Raw genomic sequence first — 16,464 nt, 5'->3', positions numbered from 1 at the left:
GCGAGTTCGCGGACGAGGCGGTCGTGGGTGTGGGCGTTGCCGAAGACCCAGCCGGCGCCGTGGATGTAGAGGATGACGGGCAGGGTGGCGGTGGTACCGGCGGGCTTGACGATGCGGGCGCGGACGGTGCCGGTGGGGCCGCCCTCGACGGTGATCCACTCCTCGTCGACAGCGGGCTTGGCGACGTCGCCGGACTGGACCTCGTCGACGGCCTTGCGGCCCTCGGCGGGAGCGAGGTCGAAGAGGTAGGGCGGGTTGGCGGTGGCCTCGACGAAGGCCTGGGCGGCGGGTTCGAGAACCGGAGTGACGGGCGTGGCGTCGGTCATGACGGCCTCCTCGGTATCGGGTGCCGCACGCAAGGGTGCCCGGCGATGTTCACCGGGGCGGCGGCACGAGAAAGAGAGTAGCGCGCGATTAAGTCGCGCGCTACTTATCGTGGGTCGATCTGTTGGTGCCCGATGTCATCGGATGCGAAGAGCTTGGGCTCCATGGGGTCGAGGGGACCGGAAGCTAAGGTGGTGACCGGCCAGAACGCCGCAGGAACCAGGAGCCGCCCCGTGGACCGCACCGCCGCCGAGCCGGCCGAGGGCTCGCTGCTCCTCGACGACCAACTCTGCTTCGCGCTGTACGCCGCCTCCCGCGCGGTGACCGCGCGCTACCGCCCGCTCCTGGACGAGCTGGGGCTGACCTATCCGCAGTACCTGGTGATGCTCGTCCTGTGGGACCAGGACTCGGTGTCCGTGCGCGAACTCGGCGCCGCGCTGCAACTGGAGTCGAGCACGCTCTCCCCGCTGCTGAAGCGCCTGGAGGCGAGCGGCCTGGTCACCCGGGAACGGCGCCCCGACGACGAGCGGTCCGTCGCCATCCGGCTGACCGCGGACGGTGCCGGGCTCCGGGACCGCGCCCGCTCCGTCCCGGTGGCCATCGGCGACGCGATGGGCCTGACGCCCGAACAGGACGCCACGGCCAAACAGTTGCTGCGCCTGCTCACCGCGAACGTCTCCGAACCCGCCGTCGGCCGCTGACGGCACCCGCACCAGGCACCGTCCGGTGCCGGTGATCCGCACCCACCGCACGACGGCCGGGAGTTGTGACGATGACACAAGCGACAGGCAGCACCGGTGCTCCGGTGTGCGGCTTCGTCGGACTCGGGGTGATGGGGCAGCCCATGGCGCTCAACCTCGCCCGGGCCGGCACCCCGCTCGTCGTGTGGAACCGGACGCCGGAGCGGGCGGAGCCGTTGCGGGCGGCCGGGGCGCGGGTGGCGGCGAGCGCCGAGGAGGTCTTCGCCCACGCCCGTGTCGTGTTCGTCATGCTCGTCGACGAGACGGTGACGGACGCCGTCCTGGGCCGGGGCGGACCGGATTTCGCCAAACGGGTCGCCGGCCGGGTCGTCGTGTCGACGGGCTCGACGTCACCCGAGTACGCGCGCGGACTCGCCGCCGACATCGAGGCCGCCGGCGGCCGCTTCGTCGAGGCGCCCGTCTCCGGGTCGCGCAAGCCGGCCGAGGCGGGCGAACTGGTCGCGATGCTCGGCGGCGACCCGGACACGGTGGCGGAGGTGCGGCCGCTGCTCGCCCCGATGTGCCGGGAGGCCGTCCACTGCGGCCCGGCCGGATCCGGTGTCCTCATGAAACTGGCCGTCAACCTCTACCTGGACACCACCCTCGCGGCACTGGCCGAGGCCGTCCACTTCGCCCAGCGGCAGGGCCTGGACCTGGAGACCTTCCGTGCCGTCGTCGACTCCGGCCAGCTGGGCAGCGGCGTCACCCGGGTCAAGGTCCCGATGCTCGCGGCCCACGACTTCACCGTCCAGGCCGCCACCGCCGACGCCTACGCCAACACCCGGCTCATCGCCGACGCGGCCCGCGCGGCCGGGATCGCCACCCCCATGCTCGACCTCAGCAGCGAGCTCTACGGCGAGAGCGTGCGGCTGGGCAACGCCCGCCTCGACATGTCCTCGGTCCTCACCGCGATCGAGGCCCGCACGGACACCGCGCCGCGGCCGGTGACCGACTAGGCTCCGGACCATGCGGATCTCCGTCTCCTCCGACATGGACGAACCCGTCGCCCGTCTCCTCGTCGAAGAGCTGCGTCGCCGCGGTCACGACGTGCGCGCGTACGGCGCGCTGGCACCCGGGGCCGACCCGCAGTGGGCCGTCTGCTCGGAGGCGGCCGCCCGCGACGTCGCCGCCGGCGCCGCCGACCAGGCCGTGGTGTGCTGCTGGACCGGCACCGGCGCCTCGATCGCCGCCAACAAGGTGCCCGGTGTCCGCGCGGCGCTGTGCGCCGACGCCTACACCGCGGACGGCGCCCGCCGCTGGAACGACGCCAACGTCCTCGCCATCGGACTCCGGCTGACCTCGCAGCCGGTGCTCAAGGAGATCCTCGACGCCTGGTTCGCGGCCACGCCGAGCGAGGACGCCGAGGACCTCGGGAACGTGGCCCACGTCGGTCGCCTCGACGCGGGCCGCGGGACTGTCTAGGGTCTGTCCAGGGCACTGTCAGGTGTCAGTGGGCGCCGAGCCCGCCGCCGCCGAACGAGCCGCTGGAGCCCTTGCTCCAGCGTGGCCGGTCCTTGGACGTGCTCGGCCTGGTCTGCTGGTTGCTGAGTTCGTACGGGGTGAGCGGGCGGCCGCCCTTGGGCATCAGCGGGATCTCCTCCGACTCGCGGTTCTCCCGGATCTCGTGCACAGCACCCTCCGGTGGCAGCTTCGGCTGCTCCTCGGGACGCGGCCGGGGCGACTCGCGGTACTTGACCCGGTTGCCCAGCCAGAAGCCCCCGGCGAGCATCGCCAGCACGGCCACGGCCACCACGAAGAGCGCGAGACTCAGTAGGCCGCTGGGAGCGGCCAGCTGCATCGGTTCCGTACTCATAGCAAAGGGATACCCAGCCCAGAACGGCATGAACCGCACGCAATCGGTAGCCAATCGTACACAGCGGGCAACGGCGCGACGCCGCGAGGGGGCGAGGGGGCGAGGGGGCCGGAACGTACCAGAGCGGACCAAAATGGGGCGGAACGAACCCAAAGGGGGCAGGTAGGAGCCTGCCTCGCGTCAGTGCGGATCGTCGCGTACCGAGACCGGGCAGAGGCGGCAGCGGACGTCGACCACGCCTTCCACGGCGCGGGTCAGGCGTTCGGCGACCGGTGCCGGTTCCGGGCCGTCGATCCAGCCGGTCAGGGTGACCACACCCTCGGCGACCTCGACCCTGATGTGGTCGGCGGAGAGCGGGAACAGACGGTCGACGACCTCCCGGCGCACCTCCTCGGTCAGTTCCTCGTCCGCACGCAGGAACACCTTCAGCAGGTCCGCACGGCTGACGATGCCCGTGAGGACGCCCGTACCGTCGACGACGGGCAGCCGCTTGACCCCGCGCCGGGCCATGACGCGAGCCGCCTCCGCCACGGTGGCCTCGGCGTGCACGGTCACCGCGGGCGCGTTCATCAGGTCGCCGGCGGTCACCGCGCGGGCCCTGGCCAGGTCGGCCTCGGACACGACGCCGACCACCCGGCCCCCGCCCTCCAGCACCGGCAGGGTGCTCACCTTCCACCGGTCCATCAGCGTGACGACGTCCTTGAAGGGGGCGTCGCGGTCCACGGCCACGGGGTCGCGGGTCATCACGTCGCCGACGGTGTGCGGGCTGTCGTGCATGGTCGCCTCCTGGGATCCCGCCGACCACGAGAGGGCGGGAAGGACGCCATCCGCTTCTCGCGGATCCTGATTGCGCGGTGCGCGGCCGTGGCCGACCGCTTCCCCGCGTCACTGGGGGTCCTTCCCGTCACCTCCAGCACACCACGGGAACGCCCACGCCACCAGGGCTGACCGGTCCGCAATTCACCGTCCCGCTCCCGCACGGCGGCGAACGGACCGTGTCATGCCGCCGGCCGCACTTCTCTGGCGGTGCGGCCGTCCGTCGCGCAGCGTGGAGGAGGGGCCTGCCGGACGCCCGAGGGGAGCCCGAGGAGAGGTGGAGCGCATGGACGGGGATGTCACCGAGCGGCGGGTCGTGGTCGGCGTCGACGGGTCGCCGTCCTCGTACACGGCCCTGCGCTGGGCGCTGCGGTACGCCGGGTTCGTCGGCGGTGTCGTCGAGGCGGTCGCCGTGTGGGAGCTGCCGGGACTGTACGGGTGGTCGGGGCCGGCCGTGGACATGGACGTCGACGCGGAGGAGGCCCGGGACCGGATGCGGCAGGAGCTGACCGACGTGCTCGGCGCCGACGCGGCGGGCTCGGTCCGCTCCCACCTGGTGCACGGCAACACCACCGACGTCCTGCTGCGGGCCGCGGAGGGCGCCGAGGCCCTCGTCGTCGGAAGCCGCGGCCGGGGCGGGTTCGCCCGCGCGCTGCTCGGTTCCGTCAGCCAGCAGGTGTCCCAGCACGCCACCTGCCCGGTCGTGATCGTCCGCGCCGAACAGAACTGAGCCGCTGCCGGCGCCGCGTGGCGTTTGCCCGCGCCGTGTGCTGGTTACCCGGGCCGCATGACTTGGACGTCTTCTCAACAGGACCTGTACCGGTTCCTGGAAGACCGGTTCGCGTGCGCGCAGGCCTGCACGGAGTGCGCCCGGATGTGCGCGCTGCGTGCGGGGGTACTGAATCCCGGCGGGGCCGCCGACGCCGAGGCGGACCGGTTGCGCCGCACCGGCATCATGTGCGCCGAGGTGTGCGACGCCACCTGCCGGGCCCTGACCGAGGAGACCGGCAGGGACGAGGACGGTCTGCGCGTCCAGCTGGAGTGGTGCCGCACGGTCTGCCTCGACTGCGCGCGGGCCTTCGACACCCGTCCGGGCGCCGAGTCCAGCGCGGCCGCCTGCCGGGCGTGCGCCGTGGCCTGCACGGACTTCATGGCGGCGCTCGGCTGACGGGGTCCCCGCTCGTCCCCGAGGGTGCGAGCACGCGGGGCGCGCCGAGCGCGGGGCGTGCCGGGGCCGCCGACCCTGCCGTGACCACGGAACCGCCGACCCGATGGCAGGCATCGCCGATACGCGTTTCCGCCGTACCGCCGGGCTGCCTAGCGTGACCTGAGCAGCGCCCTGGTCCCCAGCCTCCCGTGTGCCACAAGAGGAGCACCGTCATGAGCCAGCCGCCCCGCCGGATCGTCACCGGTCACGACGAGACGGGCACGTCCGTGTTCCTCTCCGACGGCGAGCCGCCCGTCGTCCGCACCGCGCCCGACGGCGCCGCCTTCTACGAGATGTGGAACACCGACTCGGTACCGGCACCCGTCGCGGCCGACGAGCCCGAGCCCACCGAGCGCGACCTGACCGTGCCGCCGGCCCCCGGCGGCACCAAGATCCGCGTCAACGAGTTCCCGCCGGGCTGCGTCTCCCCGGTCCACCGGACGCAGACCGTGGACTACGGCATCGTCCTGGCCGGCGAGGTCGTCCTCGTCCTCGACGACTCCGAACGGGTGCTGCGCGCCGGGGACGTGGTGATCCAGCGCGGCACCGACCACCGCTGGGAGAACCGCACGGACGCCGCGGCCCGGATGGCGTTCGTCCTCGTGGACGGCGTCTTCACCGAGCCGCTGCTGAAGGTCCTGGGGCCCGAGGTGCTCGACTCCCTGCACGGCAGCCCGCTGGCGCCCGGCCGGTCCTGACCCCGGTCGCGACGGGCCGCCGCCATTCCCAATTTCTGTAACACGTTCTACGGTGTGCGCCGTCAGGACCGCCCTTGGGGAGCCTGGAGGCGCCGTGCACCTCGACCACACACCCGAGCAGCAGCGGCTGCGCACCGAACTGCGCGCCTACTTCGCCGGCCTGGTGCCGGAGAACGCGTACGCCCGCTACGCCGACCCGGCCGCGCAGAAACGCTTCTACCGGGAGACCGTCCGCCGCCTGGGCACCGACGGCTGGCTCGGCGTGGGCTGGCCGAAGGAGTACGGCGGCCGCGGCCTGACCGCGATGGAACAGTTCATCTTCTTCGACGAGGCCGCCCAGGCCGGCGTACCGCTCCCGCTGATGGCGCTGAACACCGTCGGCCCGACGATCATGCAGTACGGCACCGACGAGCAGAAGTCGTACTTCCTGCCCCGCATCCTCTCCGGCGAGATCGACTTCGCCATCGGCTACAGCGAGCCCGACGCCGGCACCGACCTGGCCGCCCTGAAGACGCGGGCCGTCCGCGACGGCGACGAGTACGTCGTCAACGGGCAGAAGATCTGGACGACGAACGGCGACACCGCCGACTGGGTCTGGCTGGCCACCCGCACCGACCCAGGGGCCCCGCCGCACAAGGGCATCACCATGCTGCTGGTGCCGACCACCGACCCCGGCTACTCCTGCACCGTCATCAACACGCTCGCCTCGCACGACACCACGGCCAGCTACTACGAGAACATCCGCGTCCCCGTGTCCCGCCGGGTCGGCGAGGAGAACCAAGGCTGGCGGCTGATCACCAACCAGCTCAACCACGAGCGCGTCACCCTCGCCGCCCACGGCACCATGGCCATCCGCGCCCTGCACGACGTCCAGCGTTGGGCCATGGAGACCAAGCTCACCGACGGCCGCCGGGTCGTCGACCTGCCCTGGGTGCGGCGCAACCTCGCCCGTACCCACACCCGCCTGGACGCCATGAAGCTCCTCAACTGGCAGATGGTGAGCGCCGTCCAGGAAGGCACCCTCACCCCGCAGGACGCCTCCGCCGTCAAGGTCTACGGCTCCGAGGCCCGGCGCGACGCCTACGCCTGGCTGATGGAGGTGGCCGGCGCGGCCGGCCCGCTCAAGGAGGGCTCGGCGGGCGCGGTCCTCCACGGCGACCTGGAACGCGGCTACCGCTCGGCGGTCATCTTCACCTTCGGCGGCGGCAACAACGAGATCCAGCGGGAGATCATCTCCTGGATCGGACTGGGGATGCCACGGGTACGGCGCTAGCCTCTGCGACCGCTGACGGCGGTCCTCACGTCACCGAGGGCGGCCGGGACCGGCCGCCGCGATGCGCCTCCGCGCGAACCGTCATGCCGGTGGCAGCCCCCGTGCCTCGCGTATGGCCGCGAGCCTGGCCATCTGCTCGCCCATGCCGCGCGCGCCGGCCAACGGCGTGCGGGCGTGCGGCCAGACGGAGCGCACGAGGCCGGTATGCCGTGCACCGCCCAGGGCCACCACGGGGCCGAGGCCCACGATGTCACGCACGGTCGCCTGCTCCAGCAGGATCTGGGCGGTCACCGCGTCGGCCGCGCCATGGGGTGTGTCGTACGGCTCGATGACGTCATCGAGGTCGAGGAGACCGTGGCGTGCGGAGAGGACGAGCAGCAGGCCGGGGCGGAGAGCGTCCGCTGCCTTGCGGCATGCCCGGTGGTAGGTGCCCGTGTACATGTCCGCCGCGCGCGCGGGCCGGCCCAGTTTGCGGCTGCCGCAGGGAATGACGACGAGTTGTGGTTCGAGGTGGTCGGGGCGGCCGTTCGCGGTCATGCCTGTCGTCCTGTCTGTGGGTGCGATGTGATCGGTACCGGTGGGTGCGCCCAGTTCCCGCGGGCGCCGGGCGGGCGGTGGGGTCAGCACGTCGCAGGTCTGCGGCTGCGGGACCCGGGGTGCGGCCGGTAGGGGCTGACGCTCGGCTCGCCCAGCACCCAGAAGCGCCAGGGGTACCAGGCGGCAGGACCGCCCACCCCCGTCCGCGGCCCACGGCCGATCCGCGCGGACGGAACACCGCCGGTGGGCTCCGCGAGGAACAGCTCCGCCGTCCCGTCGCACGCCGGCCGCCCGTCATGACGCAGATCCGCGATGCCCAGCGCCCGGGCGAGGTTGGCCGGGCCACGGCCCAGGTCGCGTGCCCGCAGCCCGGGCCCACGGCGTTCCCGGGCGAGGTCCGCGCCCTGCACCACGGTGCCGGCGCGGAGCAGCACCGAAGCGGGACGCCCGCCGGGTCCGCAGACGACGTTCAGGCACCGGTGCACCGCGTGGGTCCGGTACACGTAGAAGGTTCCCGGCGCTCCGAACTCCGCCCGATTGGTCCGGTTCGGGCCGCGGAACGCGTGGGAGGCCGGATCGTCCGGGCCTTCGTACGCCTCCACCTCGGTGACACGCACCGCCGTCACTCCGCGCTGCGAACGCGAGATCACCAGAGCCCCCAGCAGTTCGGGAGCCACCTCGACGGCGGGCCGGTCGAAGAAGCGCTCGGGCAGGGCCGACCGGCCGGCCGGCGCGGCCTGCGGTTCGTCGAACGCCCGCAGCTGCTCGTGATCGGTCCCGGCCGTGCCCGGGACCGTCCCATACTCCGTCAAACCGCTGCCTCCTGTCGGGATTCCGGGGCGGCCGGATACGGCCGCCCCGGAATCCCCAGCGCTGTCCTCGCCTCGCTCCATGGCCGTGGAAGCGGCCGCAGGACACTCGGATACGGACATGCGAACCGGGCGCCCGGGACGCCGCCGGAGACGCCGGCCGCGGACGGTCACGGCCCGACGCGGCGGGCGTCCGGGCGGCGCATCCCCGCCTTGCGTACGCGGTGAGCGTCACGGAGCGCGCGTGCGCCACCGGCCGGCCGGTCGGGGAGCGGATGCCGGGGCGGACCGTCGACTTGGCCTGACCTGCCTCGTCCGGCACGGCGGGCGTGCCGGACCTCGGCGGTGTCCCGAGCGCGCCGGGCACCTCCCGGGGGGTCAGGTGCGTGTGCCGTCGTCCGCGGTGTGCGTGGTCCGGAAGCGTGCCCGATAGGCCCCCGGCGTGACGCCCAGGTTCCGCGTGAAGGCGCGGCGCAGCGACTCGGGTGACCCGAAGCCGGTACGCCGGGCCACCGTGGCCATGGGGTCGTCGCCGTCCTCCAGCATCGCCCGGGCGGCTTCCAGGCGGACCTGCTCGACGTAGCGGGCGGGGGTCGTGCTCATCTCCTCGTGGAACAGGCGTGACATGTGGCGGGCGCTCACACCGGCCCGGCGGGCCATGGCGGCAAGGGTGTGCGGGGCCGACGGGTCCTCGGCGACCGTGTCCAGGACCCGGCGCAGCATCTCCTGCCTCGCACGCGGAGTGCGGGTGCGGACACTGAACTGGGACTGGCCGCCGGGCCGCTGCATGAACACGACCATGTCCTTGGCCACGGCGCGGGCGACATCGGCGCCGAGGTGCTCCTCGACCAGGGCGAGCGAGAGGTCGATGCCCGAGCTGACGCCGGCCGAGGTCATGATGCGGCCGTCTCGCACGAACAGGGCGTCCGCCTCCACGGTCACCAGTGGATAGCGCAGGGCCAGTTGGTCGGCGAAGCGCCAGTGCGTGGTTGCCCTGCGTCCGTCGAGCAGTCCCGCCGCGGCGAGGAGGAAGGCTCCGGTGCAGATGGACGCGGTGCGGCAGCCGCGTGCGTCGAGCGCCCTGATGGCGTCCAGCAGGGCGTCGTCCTTGACGAGGGAGGGCCACTCCGGGCCGCCGGGGACGACCACCACGTCGCCGGCCTCCCGCACCTGCGCGGCAGCCAGGTCGACGCGCAGTCCGGTGCCGGCCGCGGTGACCACGTCGGCGCCGTCGGGGGAGACCGTGCGCACGCGGTACCGGCCGCCGAAGTCGTTGGCCGTCGTGAACACCTCGATCGGGCCGGTGACGTCGAGCAGCCGTACGCCGGGGAAGACCAGCACGGTCACCAGGAGCGGCTTCCTGCCTGACGGCCTGTCCTTCATCGTGTGCCTCCCGGACGGACTGGGACCCACAGCGGAGGAGACCATCATCCGCCCGGAGCCGCCCGGCCCGCCCCCATGGCGGGCGTCGCCGTCGTCCGTGCGGGACGATGCCGCGTCCCGTCGTGTGCCGAGGCGCCGGGTTCCGGTGCCTCACCCGCAGTCAGCGATCGCCCGCCGTGGCGTCATGGCCGTACCTGTGGCCACAACACCCTCGGATGAGGACATCGGGACATCCGGCCGTCAGGTGGTACGGGCCCGCCCGGTGCCCGATGTCCTGGTGTGAGGGCCTCGTGGCGCATGCGGTGCTGTGGCCCGAGCCGCGTTCGTCCGTAGCGTCGGGGCGCCAACAGGCCGCCGGGCTCCGTGGCGGCCCGAGGGCTGTCGGCTGCGGTCCGGCCGGTCACCGCCGCTGATCGAGGGCGGTGACGCATCCGACACGAGAAGAGAAGGCGTTCCGAGCCGTGACACCGCACCGCAGTCCCAGTCGAGCAGTCCACGCCCGGATCGGCCCGGCCCCGGGATCGTCCGCGCAGGTACGTGACCAGCCGCACGCGGCGGGTGACAGGAAGCGGGGCGGGATCGGCCCCGGCTGGTTCGCGGCCGTCATGGGCAGCGGGATCGTCGCCGTCGCGGCCGCCACCCTGCCGCGGGGTCTCCCCGGGCTCGATGCGGCCGCCACGGCTGTCTGGGCGGGGACCGCGTTGCTGCTGATCGTGCTCGCCGGCGTCTATGCCGGGCAGCGGAGGCTGCGGGCGCATGCCGGAGATCCGGCACTGGCGCAGTTCTTCGGGGCGCCGCCGATGGCGCTGCTCGTCGTCGGGGCCGGAACGCTTCTGCTCGGCCGGCGCCTGGTCGGGGAGCGTGCGGCGGTCGACGCGGACTGGGTGCTGTGGTCGGCCGGTACGGTGCTGGGCCTCGCCACCGCCTGCACGGTTCCGTACCTGATGGTCACGCGGCACCGGTTCACGCCGGACGCGGCCTTCGGCGGCTGGCTGCTGCCGGTGGTGCCGCCGATGGTCTCCGCCGCGACGGGCGCGCTGCTCGTCCCGCGGGCGCCGGCCGGCCAGGTGCGGCTGGCCCTGCTGCTGGGCTGCTACGCGATGCTCGGGCTCGGACTGGTCGCGGTCCTGCTGGTGCTGGCCATGGTCTACAGCCGCCTGGTGCATCACGAAGCGCCCGGTGGCGCGGTGGTCCCCACGGTGTGGATCGGTGTGGGCGCGCTGGACCAGGCGGTGACGGCACTGTCGTCGCTGGCCACTGCGGCGCCGAGCGCACTGCCCGCCCCGTACGCCCGCGGGACCGCGGTCGCAGCGCTGCTCGGCGGGCTCGGGATCTGGGGCTTCGCCCTGCTGTGGCTGGTGCTGGCCACGGCGCTGACCGTACGGGAGATCCGCAGAGGGCTGCCCTTCGCGCCCACCTGGTGGTCCTTCATCTTCCCCCTCGGCGCCTGCGTCACCGGCACCAGCGCTCTCGCCACGCGCACCGGTTCGCAGCTGTTCGTCTGCGTCGCCGTCGTCCTCTACGTCCTGCTCGTCGCCGCCTGGGCGATGGTCTCCTGGCACTCCCTGCGCCATGCCGTCGGGCAGCGCGGCCGCGCCCGCCGATGACAGGGCCCGTGCACCCCTTCCGCACGGCACGGACGTAGCCCGAACCCGTCCCTACGGCGGCGCTCCGGGCGTCCTACGGCGGCGCTCCGGGCGCCGCCGGGGACGTGCTCCGCGGGCGTGCGGTACGGCCCGTACCCGCGGATCCGCGCGTGGCCGTGGGACGGGCCCGGAGCCTGCCGAGGACCATGGCGGCGAACACGACGGCCCAGAACACCGCGGCGATCCAGACCTCCCAGCGCCCCGCGCTCGTCAGCCACGGGGTCCCGGTGGCGCGTCCCAGCTCGTGCGTGGTGACCGCGTACATGCCGACCGGGAAGACGAGGTTCCACCAGCCGAGCTCGTAGCGCAGCGGGACCCGGCGCAGCGCGTGCCGCCAGACGCCCAGTGCCAGCAAAAGCGGGATCAGCCAGCTGGAGAAGGCCCACAGGACGACGGACGTTCCGGTGACGAGCGGCCGCGACAGCATGGTGCTGCCGGGCGGCAGCGCGATCAGCCGGACGCCGGCGAGCACGGCGATCGCCGCCGCCCCCATGAAGATCCACACGGACGTCATGAGGCCTTCCGGCTGCACCGGCCGCACCAGCAGCCGGGCCAGGACCAGCGCGGCGGTCAGCAGGTACTGCACCAGGCCGACGGCCCAGCACACCACCGCCAGGACGGCCGGCACGTGTCCCGGGGTCACCCGGGCCAGCGAGGCCGCCGCGACCGCGACCGACTCCGATCCCACCGCCCACAGGAACCAGGTGCCGTTCACCTGGTCGAGCGAGGGGCCCCGTCTCAGGGAGGTGACGAGCGCGAGCGGGACGCCGTAGTCCAGCACCACCCACCCCAGCGTCCCGAAGGCCAGGAACGCCCCGGCGACCGCGGTGTGGCCGTCCGGCACGAGGCGTGCGGCCAGCACGTTCGCGGAGATCGCGAGGGTGACGAACGCGAAGGCACGCGGCCCGAGGAGATCGGCGACGAACCGCTCGCGCCGGCGCAGCAGCCGCCAGCCGTACGCGGGCACGAGGAGCGCGAAGCCGGCCAGGGCCACCCACAGCAGTACGGCGGAGAAGGTGAAGGCACCGTTGACGTACAGAGCGGTGGAGACGATGCCGGTGCCCATGACGAACGCGAGCGCGCCCGGGTTGAGGCCGGTCACCGCCTCGGACAGGGCGGCCCGGTGCCCGGGCGGTGGGGGACCGGGAGCGGTTCGGCCGGGCAGGGCAGGGGCGGCAGCCTGGCGCCGCTCGTCGTGAGGGCCGGGTTCGGCGAGCCACTCGGCCAGGACCGAGGTATGGCTGTGGTCCACGTCCCCGGTGGCGGTCAGCAGGGTGAGGCTGTGGTGTTCGGCCAGGTCCCGGAGCCGGGCGGCCGCGTACCGGTGCCGCTGGTCGCCCAGTTCGGCGCGATAGCGGCGGCGGAACTCACCGAACTGCCGGGGGTTGTCGCCGTACCAGCGCTGCAGCTCGACGGAGGGTGCGACCTCCCGCAGCCACTCGTCGAACGGTGCGACCTGCTGGCGCATTCCTTCCGGCCAGGCCCGGTCGACCAGCACGCGCTCGCCGGCCTCACCGTCCACGTCCGGCGGCTGTTCGTCGACTCTGCGGCAGACGATCCTGGCCATGATCCATCCTCCGGCCGCTCTCGCGGTAGAAGCATTTTACTGGTATGCGAAATTCATTGTCTTTTGGGTGCGGGGATGGCGCGGGGACCGGCAGGTACCGCGGTGACGGCCGCGCGGTTCAGGAACGTGCCGTACAGGGCGATCGTCGGATGCAGGCCCGCCATGGCCATCCCAGCGGCCGAGGCGACCGCACGCTGCTCGGCGATCCCGAGGTCGGGGAACCGTGCCGGGCAGCGTGCGGCGAAGTCGTCGAGACCGACGGCGCCGGGCATGGCCGCGGTGATGCCGATGCCGTGCATGTGGTCCTCCTCGTTCTGTTCGGCCGCCGCGTATCCGAGCCCCCTGCGCGTGATGCGGTGGACGACGTCCGGGGCACCATGGGCCTCGGCCCGTTCCAGGGCTGGTTCCAGGGCGGTGATGTCGTGACCGCCCACGGGCCCGAGGTAGTGCAGCACCTGGCGGCCCTGCGCACCCACGCCGTGATCACTGGAAGGCCGATGTCACGAGAGCCTTCTGCTCCACGCCGTGCCGGCGGGCCGAGCCGGCCGCGGGCGCGGGCGCCTCGGGCCGGCTCACGCACTCCACGGCGCGCCGGGTCAGCCGGGACAGACGGGGCGCGACGAACGACCACGCACCCTGGTTCTGCGGCTCCTCCTGCACCCACCGCACGTCCGCGGCCGCGGGGAAGTGGGCGAGTTCCGCCGCGAGTTCCTCGTCGGGGAACGGGTAGAGGCGCTCCACGCGGACGATCGCCGTGTCGGTCGAGCCCACGGCGTGCCGGTGGGCGTCGAGGTCGTAGAAGACCTTGCCCGAGCACAGCAGCACGCGTGAGACACGGGCCGGGTCCGTCGTGTCGTCCGGCAGGACCGGGCGGAAGCCGCCGTGGGTGAACTCGGCCAGGGCGGAGACGGCCGCCTTCGACCGCAGCATCGACTTCGGGGTGAACACCACCAGTGGCCTGCGGCCGTCCAGCGCTTGCTGCCTGAGCAGGTGGAAGTAGTTGCCCGGCAGGGACGGCATGGCCACGGTCATGTTGTCCTGCGCGCACAATTGCAGGAAGCGTTCGATCCGGGCGGAGGAGTGGTCGGGGCCCTGGCCCTCCAGGCCGTGAGGCAGCAGCATGGTCACTGCGGAGCGCTGGCCCCACTTCTGCTCGGACGAGGCGATGTACTCGTCGACGACCGTCTGCGCGCCGTTGGCGAAGTCACCGAACTGGGCCTCCCACAGCACCAGGGCTTTCGGACGGGCCTGCGCATAGCCGTACTCGAAGGCCAGCGCTGCCAGTTCGGACAGCATCGAGTCGTACGGTGCGAAGCTCGCGGCCTGCGGGCCGAGGGAGTTCAGCGGCGTGTGCTCCGCGCCGGTGCGCCGGTCGGTCAGCACGGCGTGGCGCTGGCCGAAGGTGCCGCGCCGGGAGTCCTGTCCGGCCAGTCGTACCGGGACGCCGTCCAGCAGCAGCGAACCGATCGCCAGTGTCTCCGCGGTGGCCCAGTCGACGGCACCGGTGTCGAGTGTCGCCGTGCGCCGGTGGAGCTGCGGCAGGACACGTGGGTGCACGGTGAAGCCCTGCGGCAGGTCGGTCTGCGATGCGATGACCTGACGGGCCGTCGCCTCGTCGATCGCGGTCGCCGCGCGCGGGGTGGCCGCCTGTCCGGTGTCGGCGCGAGGAAGGCCTTCGGCCGGTGTGGGAGCGGGCAGCGCCCGGGTCTCGGCGAAGGCCCGTTCGAGGTGATCCTGGTAGTTGCGGCGGGCACTGTCCACCTGCCGCTCGCCGATGTCCCCGCGGCGTATGAGGTCCGCGGCGTACAGCGTGCGCACCGAAGCCTTGGCGTCGATGCGTTCGTACATCATCGGCTGCGTGATGGACGGATCGTCGACCTCGCTGTGCCCGTGGCGCCGGTAGCAGACGAGATCGACCACGACGTCCTTGTGGAACGTCTGGCGGTAGTCGAAGGCCATCCGTGCGACCCGGTCGACGGCTTCCGGGTCGTCGCCGTTGACGTGGAAGATCGGGGCCTCCACCATCCGGGCCACATGGGTGGCGTACGTGCTCGAACGGCCGTTGGGGGGCAGGGTGGTGAAGCCGACCTGGTTGTTGACGACCACGTGGACCGTCCCGCCCGTGCGGTAGCCCGGCAGTTGCGACATGTTCAGGGTCTCGGCGACCACGCCCTGGCCGGCGAAGGCCGCGTCGCCGTGGAGGACGACCGGCAGTACGGGGAAGGGCTCGCCCTGGTCCCCGGCCAGGTCCTGCTTGGCGCGCACCACGCCCTGGGTCACCGGCCCCACGATCTCCAGGTGCGAGGGGTTCGCCACGACCGAGACGGCGATGGTGCGGCCGTCCAGGGCACGGTAGGTGCCCTCCGCGCCGAGGTGGTACTTCACGTCCCCCGAGCCCTGGACCGACCGTATGTCCACCGCGTCCTCGAACTCGTCGAAGATCTGGCCGTAGGACTTGCCGATGATGTTGGCCAGGACGTTGAGCCGGCCGCGGTGCGCCATCCCGATGACGGCTTCCTGGACACCGCCTTCGATGGCGCGGAGCAACAGGGCGTCGAGCAGCACGATGGCCGACTCGCCGCCTTCGAGCGAGTACCGCTTCTGGCCCACGTACTTGGTCTGCAGGAACGTCTCGAAGGCCTCCGCGGCCCCCAACCGGTAGAGGATCCGCAGCTGTCCGGCACGGTCCGGGCGGCGCTGCGGCCCCTCGACGCGTTGCTGGATCCAGCGGCGTTCCCGGGCTTCCTGGATGTGCATGTACTCGAACCCGGCGGTGCGGCAGTAGAACTCCCGCAACGCCCCGAGCACTTCGTCGAGTGTCATCGTGGTGTGCCCGGCGAACCCGTCCACGGCGAAGTCCTCGGCCCGGTCCGCTTCGTCGAGTCCGAACGCGGCGATGTCGAGTTCCGGATGTGCGGAGGCGGGCCGCGCCATGAGCGGGTCCGTGCCTGCCATCAGGTGCCCGCGCACGCGATAGGCGTGGATGAGCGCGGCGACCCGTACCGCCTTGAGTGCCGCCTCGTCGGTGCCCTCGTGGTGTGGGGCTGAGGCGGTCGGGGCGGCCGCGGCGGCCGGGGACACCAGGGTGGCGAAGAAGTCCCGCCACGTCTGGTCGACCGAGCCGGGGTCCTGGAGGTAGCGCCGTCGCTGCTCGTCCACGACCCATTCGTTGAGCCCGAAGTCCAGCCCGTGAGACGCTGCTCGAGCGGTGTCTGATTGCGACGCCATGGCGCGAACGCCTTCTTTCCTCTGCGAAGCCTTGGGATGGCGGACGCGGCCACGGCGGTCGTCCGCCTGCGTGTCACGTGTTCGAGGACTTCGCACCCGTTGCGGAGACCGACCCGTTCGACCGCGTCGCACTGACGACGCTAGGACGCCGGGAGTGCGCGGACGGATGACCGGGCGCGCCACGACGGCCTCACATCGGGACATCGGCCGGGTGACGGCCTGCCACGGGCTTGCGGCCGGATGACCGACCCTGGCTCATTCTCGACGCGCTCGCCGCCGAGCCGGCGGCCGTGCCGGCCGCGGGCGCCTCGGGCCGGTGGAGCGGGGCGCCATCTTCCTGCGGGACGGGCGGATGATGCCATCGGCGGGGGCAGCGCCGGTATCGGCCTGTCGCCGGCGCTCGTCGAAGACCACTACGGCGCG

The 16,464-nt window shown here is 72.9% G+C and carries 17 protein-coding genes; 8 read left to right on the top strand and 9 right to left on the bottom strand.

What is annotated here, in order from left to right:
* Positions 1 to 326, bottom strand: a 326-nt coding sequence (locus tag ACZ63F_RS36905) for an alpha/beta hydrolase (protein ID WP_469717932.1), incomplete at its 3' end; no start/stop codon positions are given.
* A gap of 267 nt (positions 327 to 593) precedes the next feature.
* On the opposite strand from ACZ63F_RS36905, the gene ACZ63F_RS36900 reads away from it, so the two are divergent.
* From ACZ63F_RS36900 to ACZ63F_RS36890, 3 genes are all read left to right on the top strand, one after another.
* On the top strand, positions 594 to 1,025 hold the full coding sequence (locus tag ACZ63F_RS36900) for a MarR family winged helix-turn-helix transcriptional regulator (RefSeq protein ID WP_469717940.1): 432 nt from the start codon (positions 594 to 596) through the stop codon (positions 1,023 to 1,025).
* Between the two features lie 71 nt (positions 1,026 to 1,096).
* Positions 1,097 to 2,020 carry an NAD(P)-dependent oxidoreductase gene (locus ACZ63F_RS36895; RefSeq protein ID WP_469717930.1) on the top strand — a complete coding sequence of 308 codons (924 nt, stop codon included), beginning with the start codon at positions 1,097 to 1,099 and terminating at the stop codon, positions 2,018 to 2,020.
* 10 nt (positions 2,021 to 2,030) lie between these two features.
* Positions 2,031 to 2,486: an RpiB/LacA/LacB family sugar-phosphate isomerase gene (locus ACZ63F_RS36890; RefSeq protein WP_469717928.1), complete on the top strand. Its 456-nt coding sequence runs from the start codon at positions 2,031 to 2,033 to the stop codon at positions 2,484 to 2,486.
* A gap of 25 nt (positions 2,487 to 2,511) precedes the next feature.
* On the opposite strand, the gene ACZ63F_RS36885 is transcribed toward ACZ63F_RS36890, so the two are convergent.
* Together ACZ63F_RS36885 and ACZ63F_RS36880 are read right to left on the bottom strand one after the other, a co-directional pair.
* Positions 2,512 to 2,877, bottom strand: a complete 366-nt coding sequence (locus tag ACZ63F_RS36885) for a DUF6479 family protein (RefSeq protein ID WP_351956391.1) — start codon at positions 2,875 to 2,877, stop codon at positions 2,512 to 2,514.
* Between the two features lie 180 nt (positions 2,878 to 3,057).
* Positions 3,058 to 3,654 carry a CBS domain-containing protein gene (locus tag ACZ63F_RS36880; protein WP_469717927.1) on the bottom strand — a complete coding sequence of 199 codons (597 nt, stop codon included), beginning with the start codon at positions 3,652 to 3,654 and terminating at the stop codon, positions 3,058 to 3,060.
* A gap of 325 nt (positions 3,655 to 3,979) precedes the next feature.
* Between ACZ63F_RS36880 and ACZ63F_RS36875 the strand changes: the two genes are divergently transcribed.
* From ACZ63F_RS36875 to ACZ63F_RS36860, 4 genes are all read left to right on the top strand, one after another.
* Entirely contained in the window at positions 3,980 to 4,423 is a 444-nt protein-coding gene (locus tag ACZ63F_RS36875; RefSeq protein ID WP_469717925.1) for a universal stress protein, read from the top strand.
* Positions 4,424 to 4,480: 57 nt separating this feature from the next.
* Positions 4,481 to 4,861 (top strand): four-helix bundle copper-binding protein, encoded by a 381-nt coding sequence (locus ACZ63F_RS36870; protein ID WP_469717923.1) that lies wholly within the window; start codon positions 4,481 to 4,483, stop codon positions 4,859 to 4,861.
* A gap of 212 nt (positions 4,862 to 5,073) precedes the next feature.
* On the top strand, positions 5,074 to 5,598 hold the full coding sequence (locus ACZ63F_RS36865; RefSeq protein ID WP_469717921.1) for a cupin domain-containing protein: 525 nt from the start codon (positions 5,074 to 5,076) through the stop codon (positions 5,596 to 5,598).
* A 94-nt stretch (positions 5,599 to 5,692) separates the two neighbouring features.
* Positions 5,693 to 6,871, top strand: coding sequence for an acyl-CoA dehydrogenase family protein (locus ACZ63F_RS36860; RefSeq protein ID WP_469717919.1), 1,179 nt, complete (start codon positions 5,693 to 5,695; stop codon positions 6,869 to 6,871).
* Positions 6,872 to 6,952: 81 nt separating this feature from the next.
* Here the strand turns inward: ACZ63F_RS36860 and ACZ63F_RS36855 are convergent, their stop codons facing one another.
* From ACZ63F_RS36855 to ACZ63F_RS36845, 3 genes are all read right to left on the bottom strand, one after another.
* Complete coding sequence (locus ACZ63F_RS36855) at positions 6,953 to 7,408, bottom strand: DUF6884 domain-containing protein (RefSeq protein WP_469717916.1); 456 nt, start codon at positions 7,406 to 7,408, stop codon at positions 6,953 to 6,955.
* Positions 7,409 to 7,491: 83 nt separating this feature from the next.
* The gene (locus ACZ63F_RS36850; RefSeq protein ID WP_469717914.1) at positions 7,492 to 8,220 is read right to left on the bottom strand and encodes a DNA-3-methyladenine glycosylase; all 729 of its coding nucleotides are present in this window, start codon (positions 8,218 to 8,220) and stop codon (positions 7,492 to 7,494) included.
* Positions 8,221 to 8,595: 375 nt separating this feature from the next.
* A complete protein-coding gene (locus ACZ63F_RS36845) occupies positions 8,596 to 9,600 on the bottom strand; it encodes a GlxA family transcriptional regulator (RefSeq protein ID WP_469717911.1) in 1,005 nt (334 codons plus the stop codon).
* A gap of 461 nt (positions 9,601 to 10,061) precedes the next feature.
* Between ACZ63F_RS36845 and ACZ63F_RS36840 the strand changes: the two genes are divergently transcribed.
* Positions 10,062 to 11,207, top strand: a complete 1,146-nt coding sequence (locus ACZ63F_RS36840; RefSeq protein ID WP_469717910.1) for a TDT family transporter — start codon at positions 10,062 to 10,064, stop codon at positions 11,205 to 11,207.
* 73 nt (positions 11,208 to 11,280) lie between these two features.
* Here ACZ63F_RS36840 and ACZ63F_RS36835 read toward each other — a convergent pair whose 3' ends face one another.
* The 3 genes from ACZ63F_RS36835 to ACZ63F_RS36825 are packed head-to-tail and all read right to left on the bottom strand — an operon-like array spanning position 11,281 to position 16,041.
* The gene (locus tag ACZ63F_RS36835; protein WP_469717908.1) at positions 11,281 to 12,813 is read right to left on the bottom strand and encodes an SLAC1 family transporter; all 1,533 of its coding nucleotides are present in this window, start codon (positions 12,811 to 12,813) and stop codon (positions 11,281 to 11,283) included.
* Positions 12,814 to 12,866: 53 nt separating this feature from the next.
* The gene (locus ACZ63F_RS36830; RefSeq protein ID WP_469717907.1) at positions 12,867 to 13,289 is read right to left on the bottom strand and encodes a 1-deoxy-D-xylulose-5-phosphate synthase N-terminal domain-containing protein; all 423 of its coding nucleotides are present in this window, start codon (positions 13,287 to 13,289) and stop codon (positions 12,867 to 12,869) included.
* Between the two features lie 7 nt (positions 13,290 to 13,296).
* Positions 13,297 to 16,041, bottom strand: a complete 2,745-nt coding sequence (locus ACZ63F_RS36825) for a multifunctional oxoglutarate decarboxylase/oxoglutarate dehydrogenase thiamine pyrophosphate-binding subunit/dihydrolipoyllysine-residue succinyltransferase subunit (protein WP_469717905.1) — start codon at positions 16,039 to 16,041, stop codon at positions 13,297 to 13,299.
* Positions 16,042 to 16,464: the final 423 nt, after the last annotated feature.

It is taken from the genome of Streptomyces sp. NPDC104761, from assembly GCF_055583445.1.
Note: the sequence above shows the minus strand (reverse complement) of the source record. Positions and strands in the feature narration are given on the sequence as shown.

Excerpts from the sequence above, each read along its gene's own strand:
- ACZ63F_RS36895 (WP_469717930.1), top strand. The coding sequence starts at position 1,097 with ATGACACAAGCGACAGGCAGCACCGGTGCTCCGGTGTGCGGCTTCGTC.
- ACZ63F_RS36890 (WP_469717928.1), top strand. The coding sequence starts at position 2,031 with ATGCGGATCTCCGTCTCCTCCGACATGGACGAACCCGTCGCCCGTCTC.
- ACZ63F_RS36885 (WP_351956391.1), bottom strand. The coding sequence starts at position 2,877 with ATGAGTACGGAACCGATGCAGCTGGCCGCTCCCAGCGGCCTACTGAGT.
- ACZ63F_RS36880 (WP_469717927.1), bottom strand. The coding sequence starts at position 3,654 with ATGCACGACAGCCCGCACACCGTCGGCGACGTGATGACCCGCGACCCC.
- ACZ63F_RS36875 (WP_469717925.1), top strand. The coding sequence starts at position 3,980 with ATGGACGGGGATGTCACCGAGCGGCGGGTCGTGGTCGGCGTCGACGGG.
- ACZ63F_RS36870 (WP_469717923.1), top strand. The coding sequence starts at position 4,481 with ATGACTTGGACGTCTTCTCAACAGGACCTGTACCGGTTCCTGGAAGAC.
- ACZ63F_RS36865 (WP_469717921.1), top strand. The coding sequence starts at position 5,074 with ATGAGCCAGCCGCCCCGCCGGATCGTCACCGGTCACGACGAGACGGGC.
- ACZ63F_RS36855 (WP_469717916.1), bottom strand. The coding sequence starts at position 7,408 with ATGACCGCGAACGGCCGCCCCGACCACCTCGAACCACAACTCGTCGTC.
- ACZ63F_RS36845 (WP_469717911.1), bottom strand. The coding sequence starts at position 9,600 with ATGAAGGACAGGCCGTCAGGCAGGAAGCCGCTCCTGGTGACCGTGCTG.
- ACZ63F_RS36835 (WP_469717908.1), bottom strand. The coding sequence starts at position 12,813 with ATGGCCAGGATCGTCTGCCGCAGAGTCGACGAACAGCCGCCGGACGTG.
- ACZ63F_RS36825 (WP_469717905.1), bottom strand. The coding sequence starts at position 16,041 with ATGGCGTCGCAATCAGACACCGCTCGAGCAGCGTCTCACGGGCTGGAC.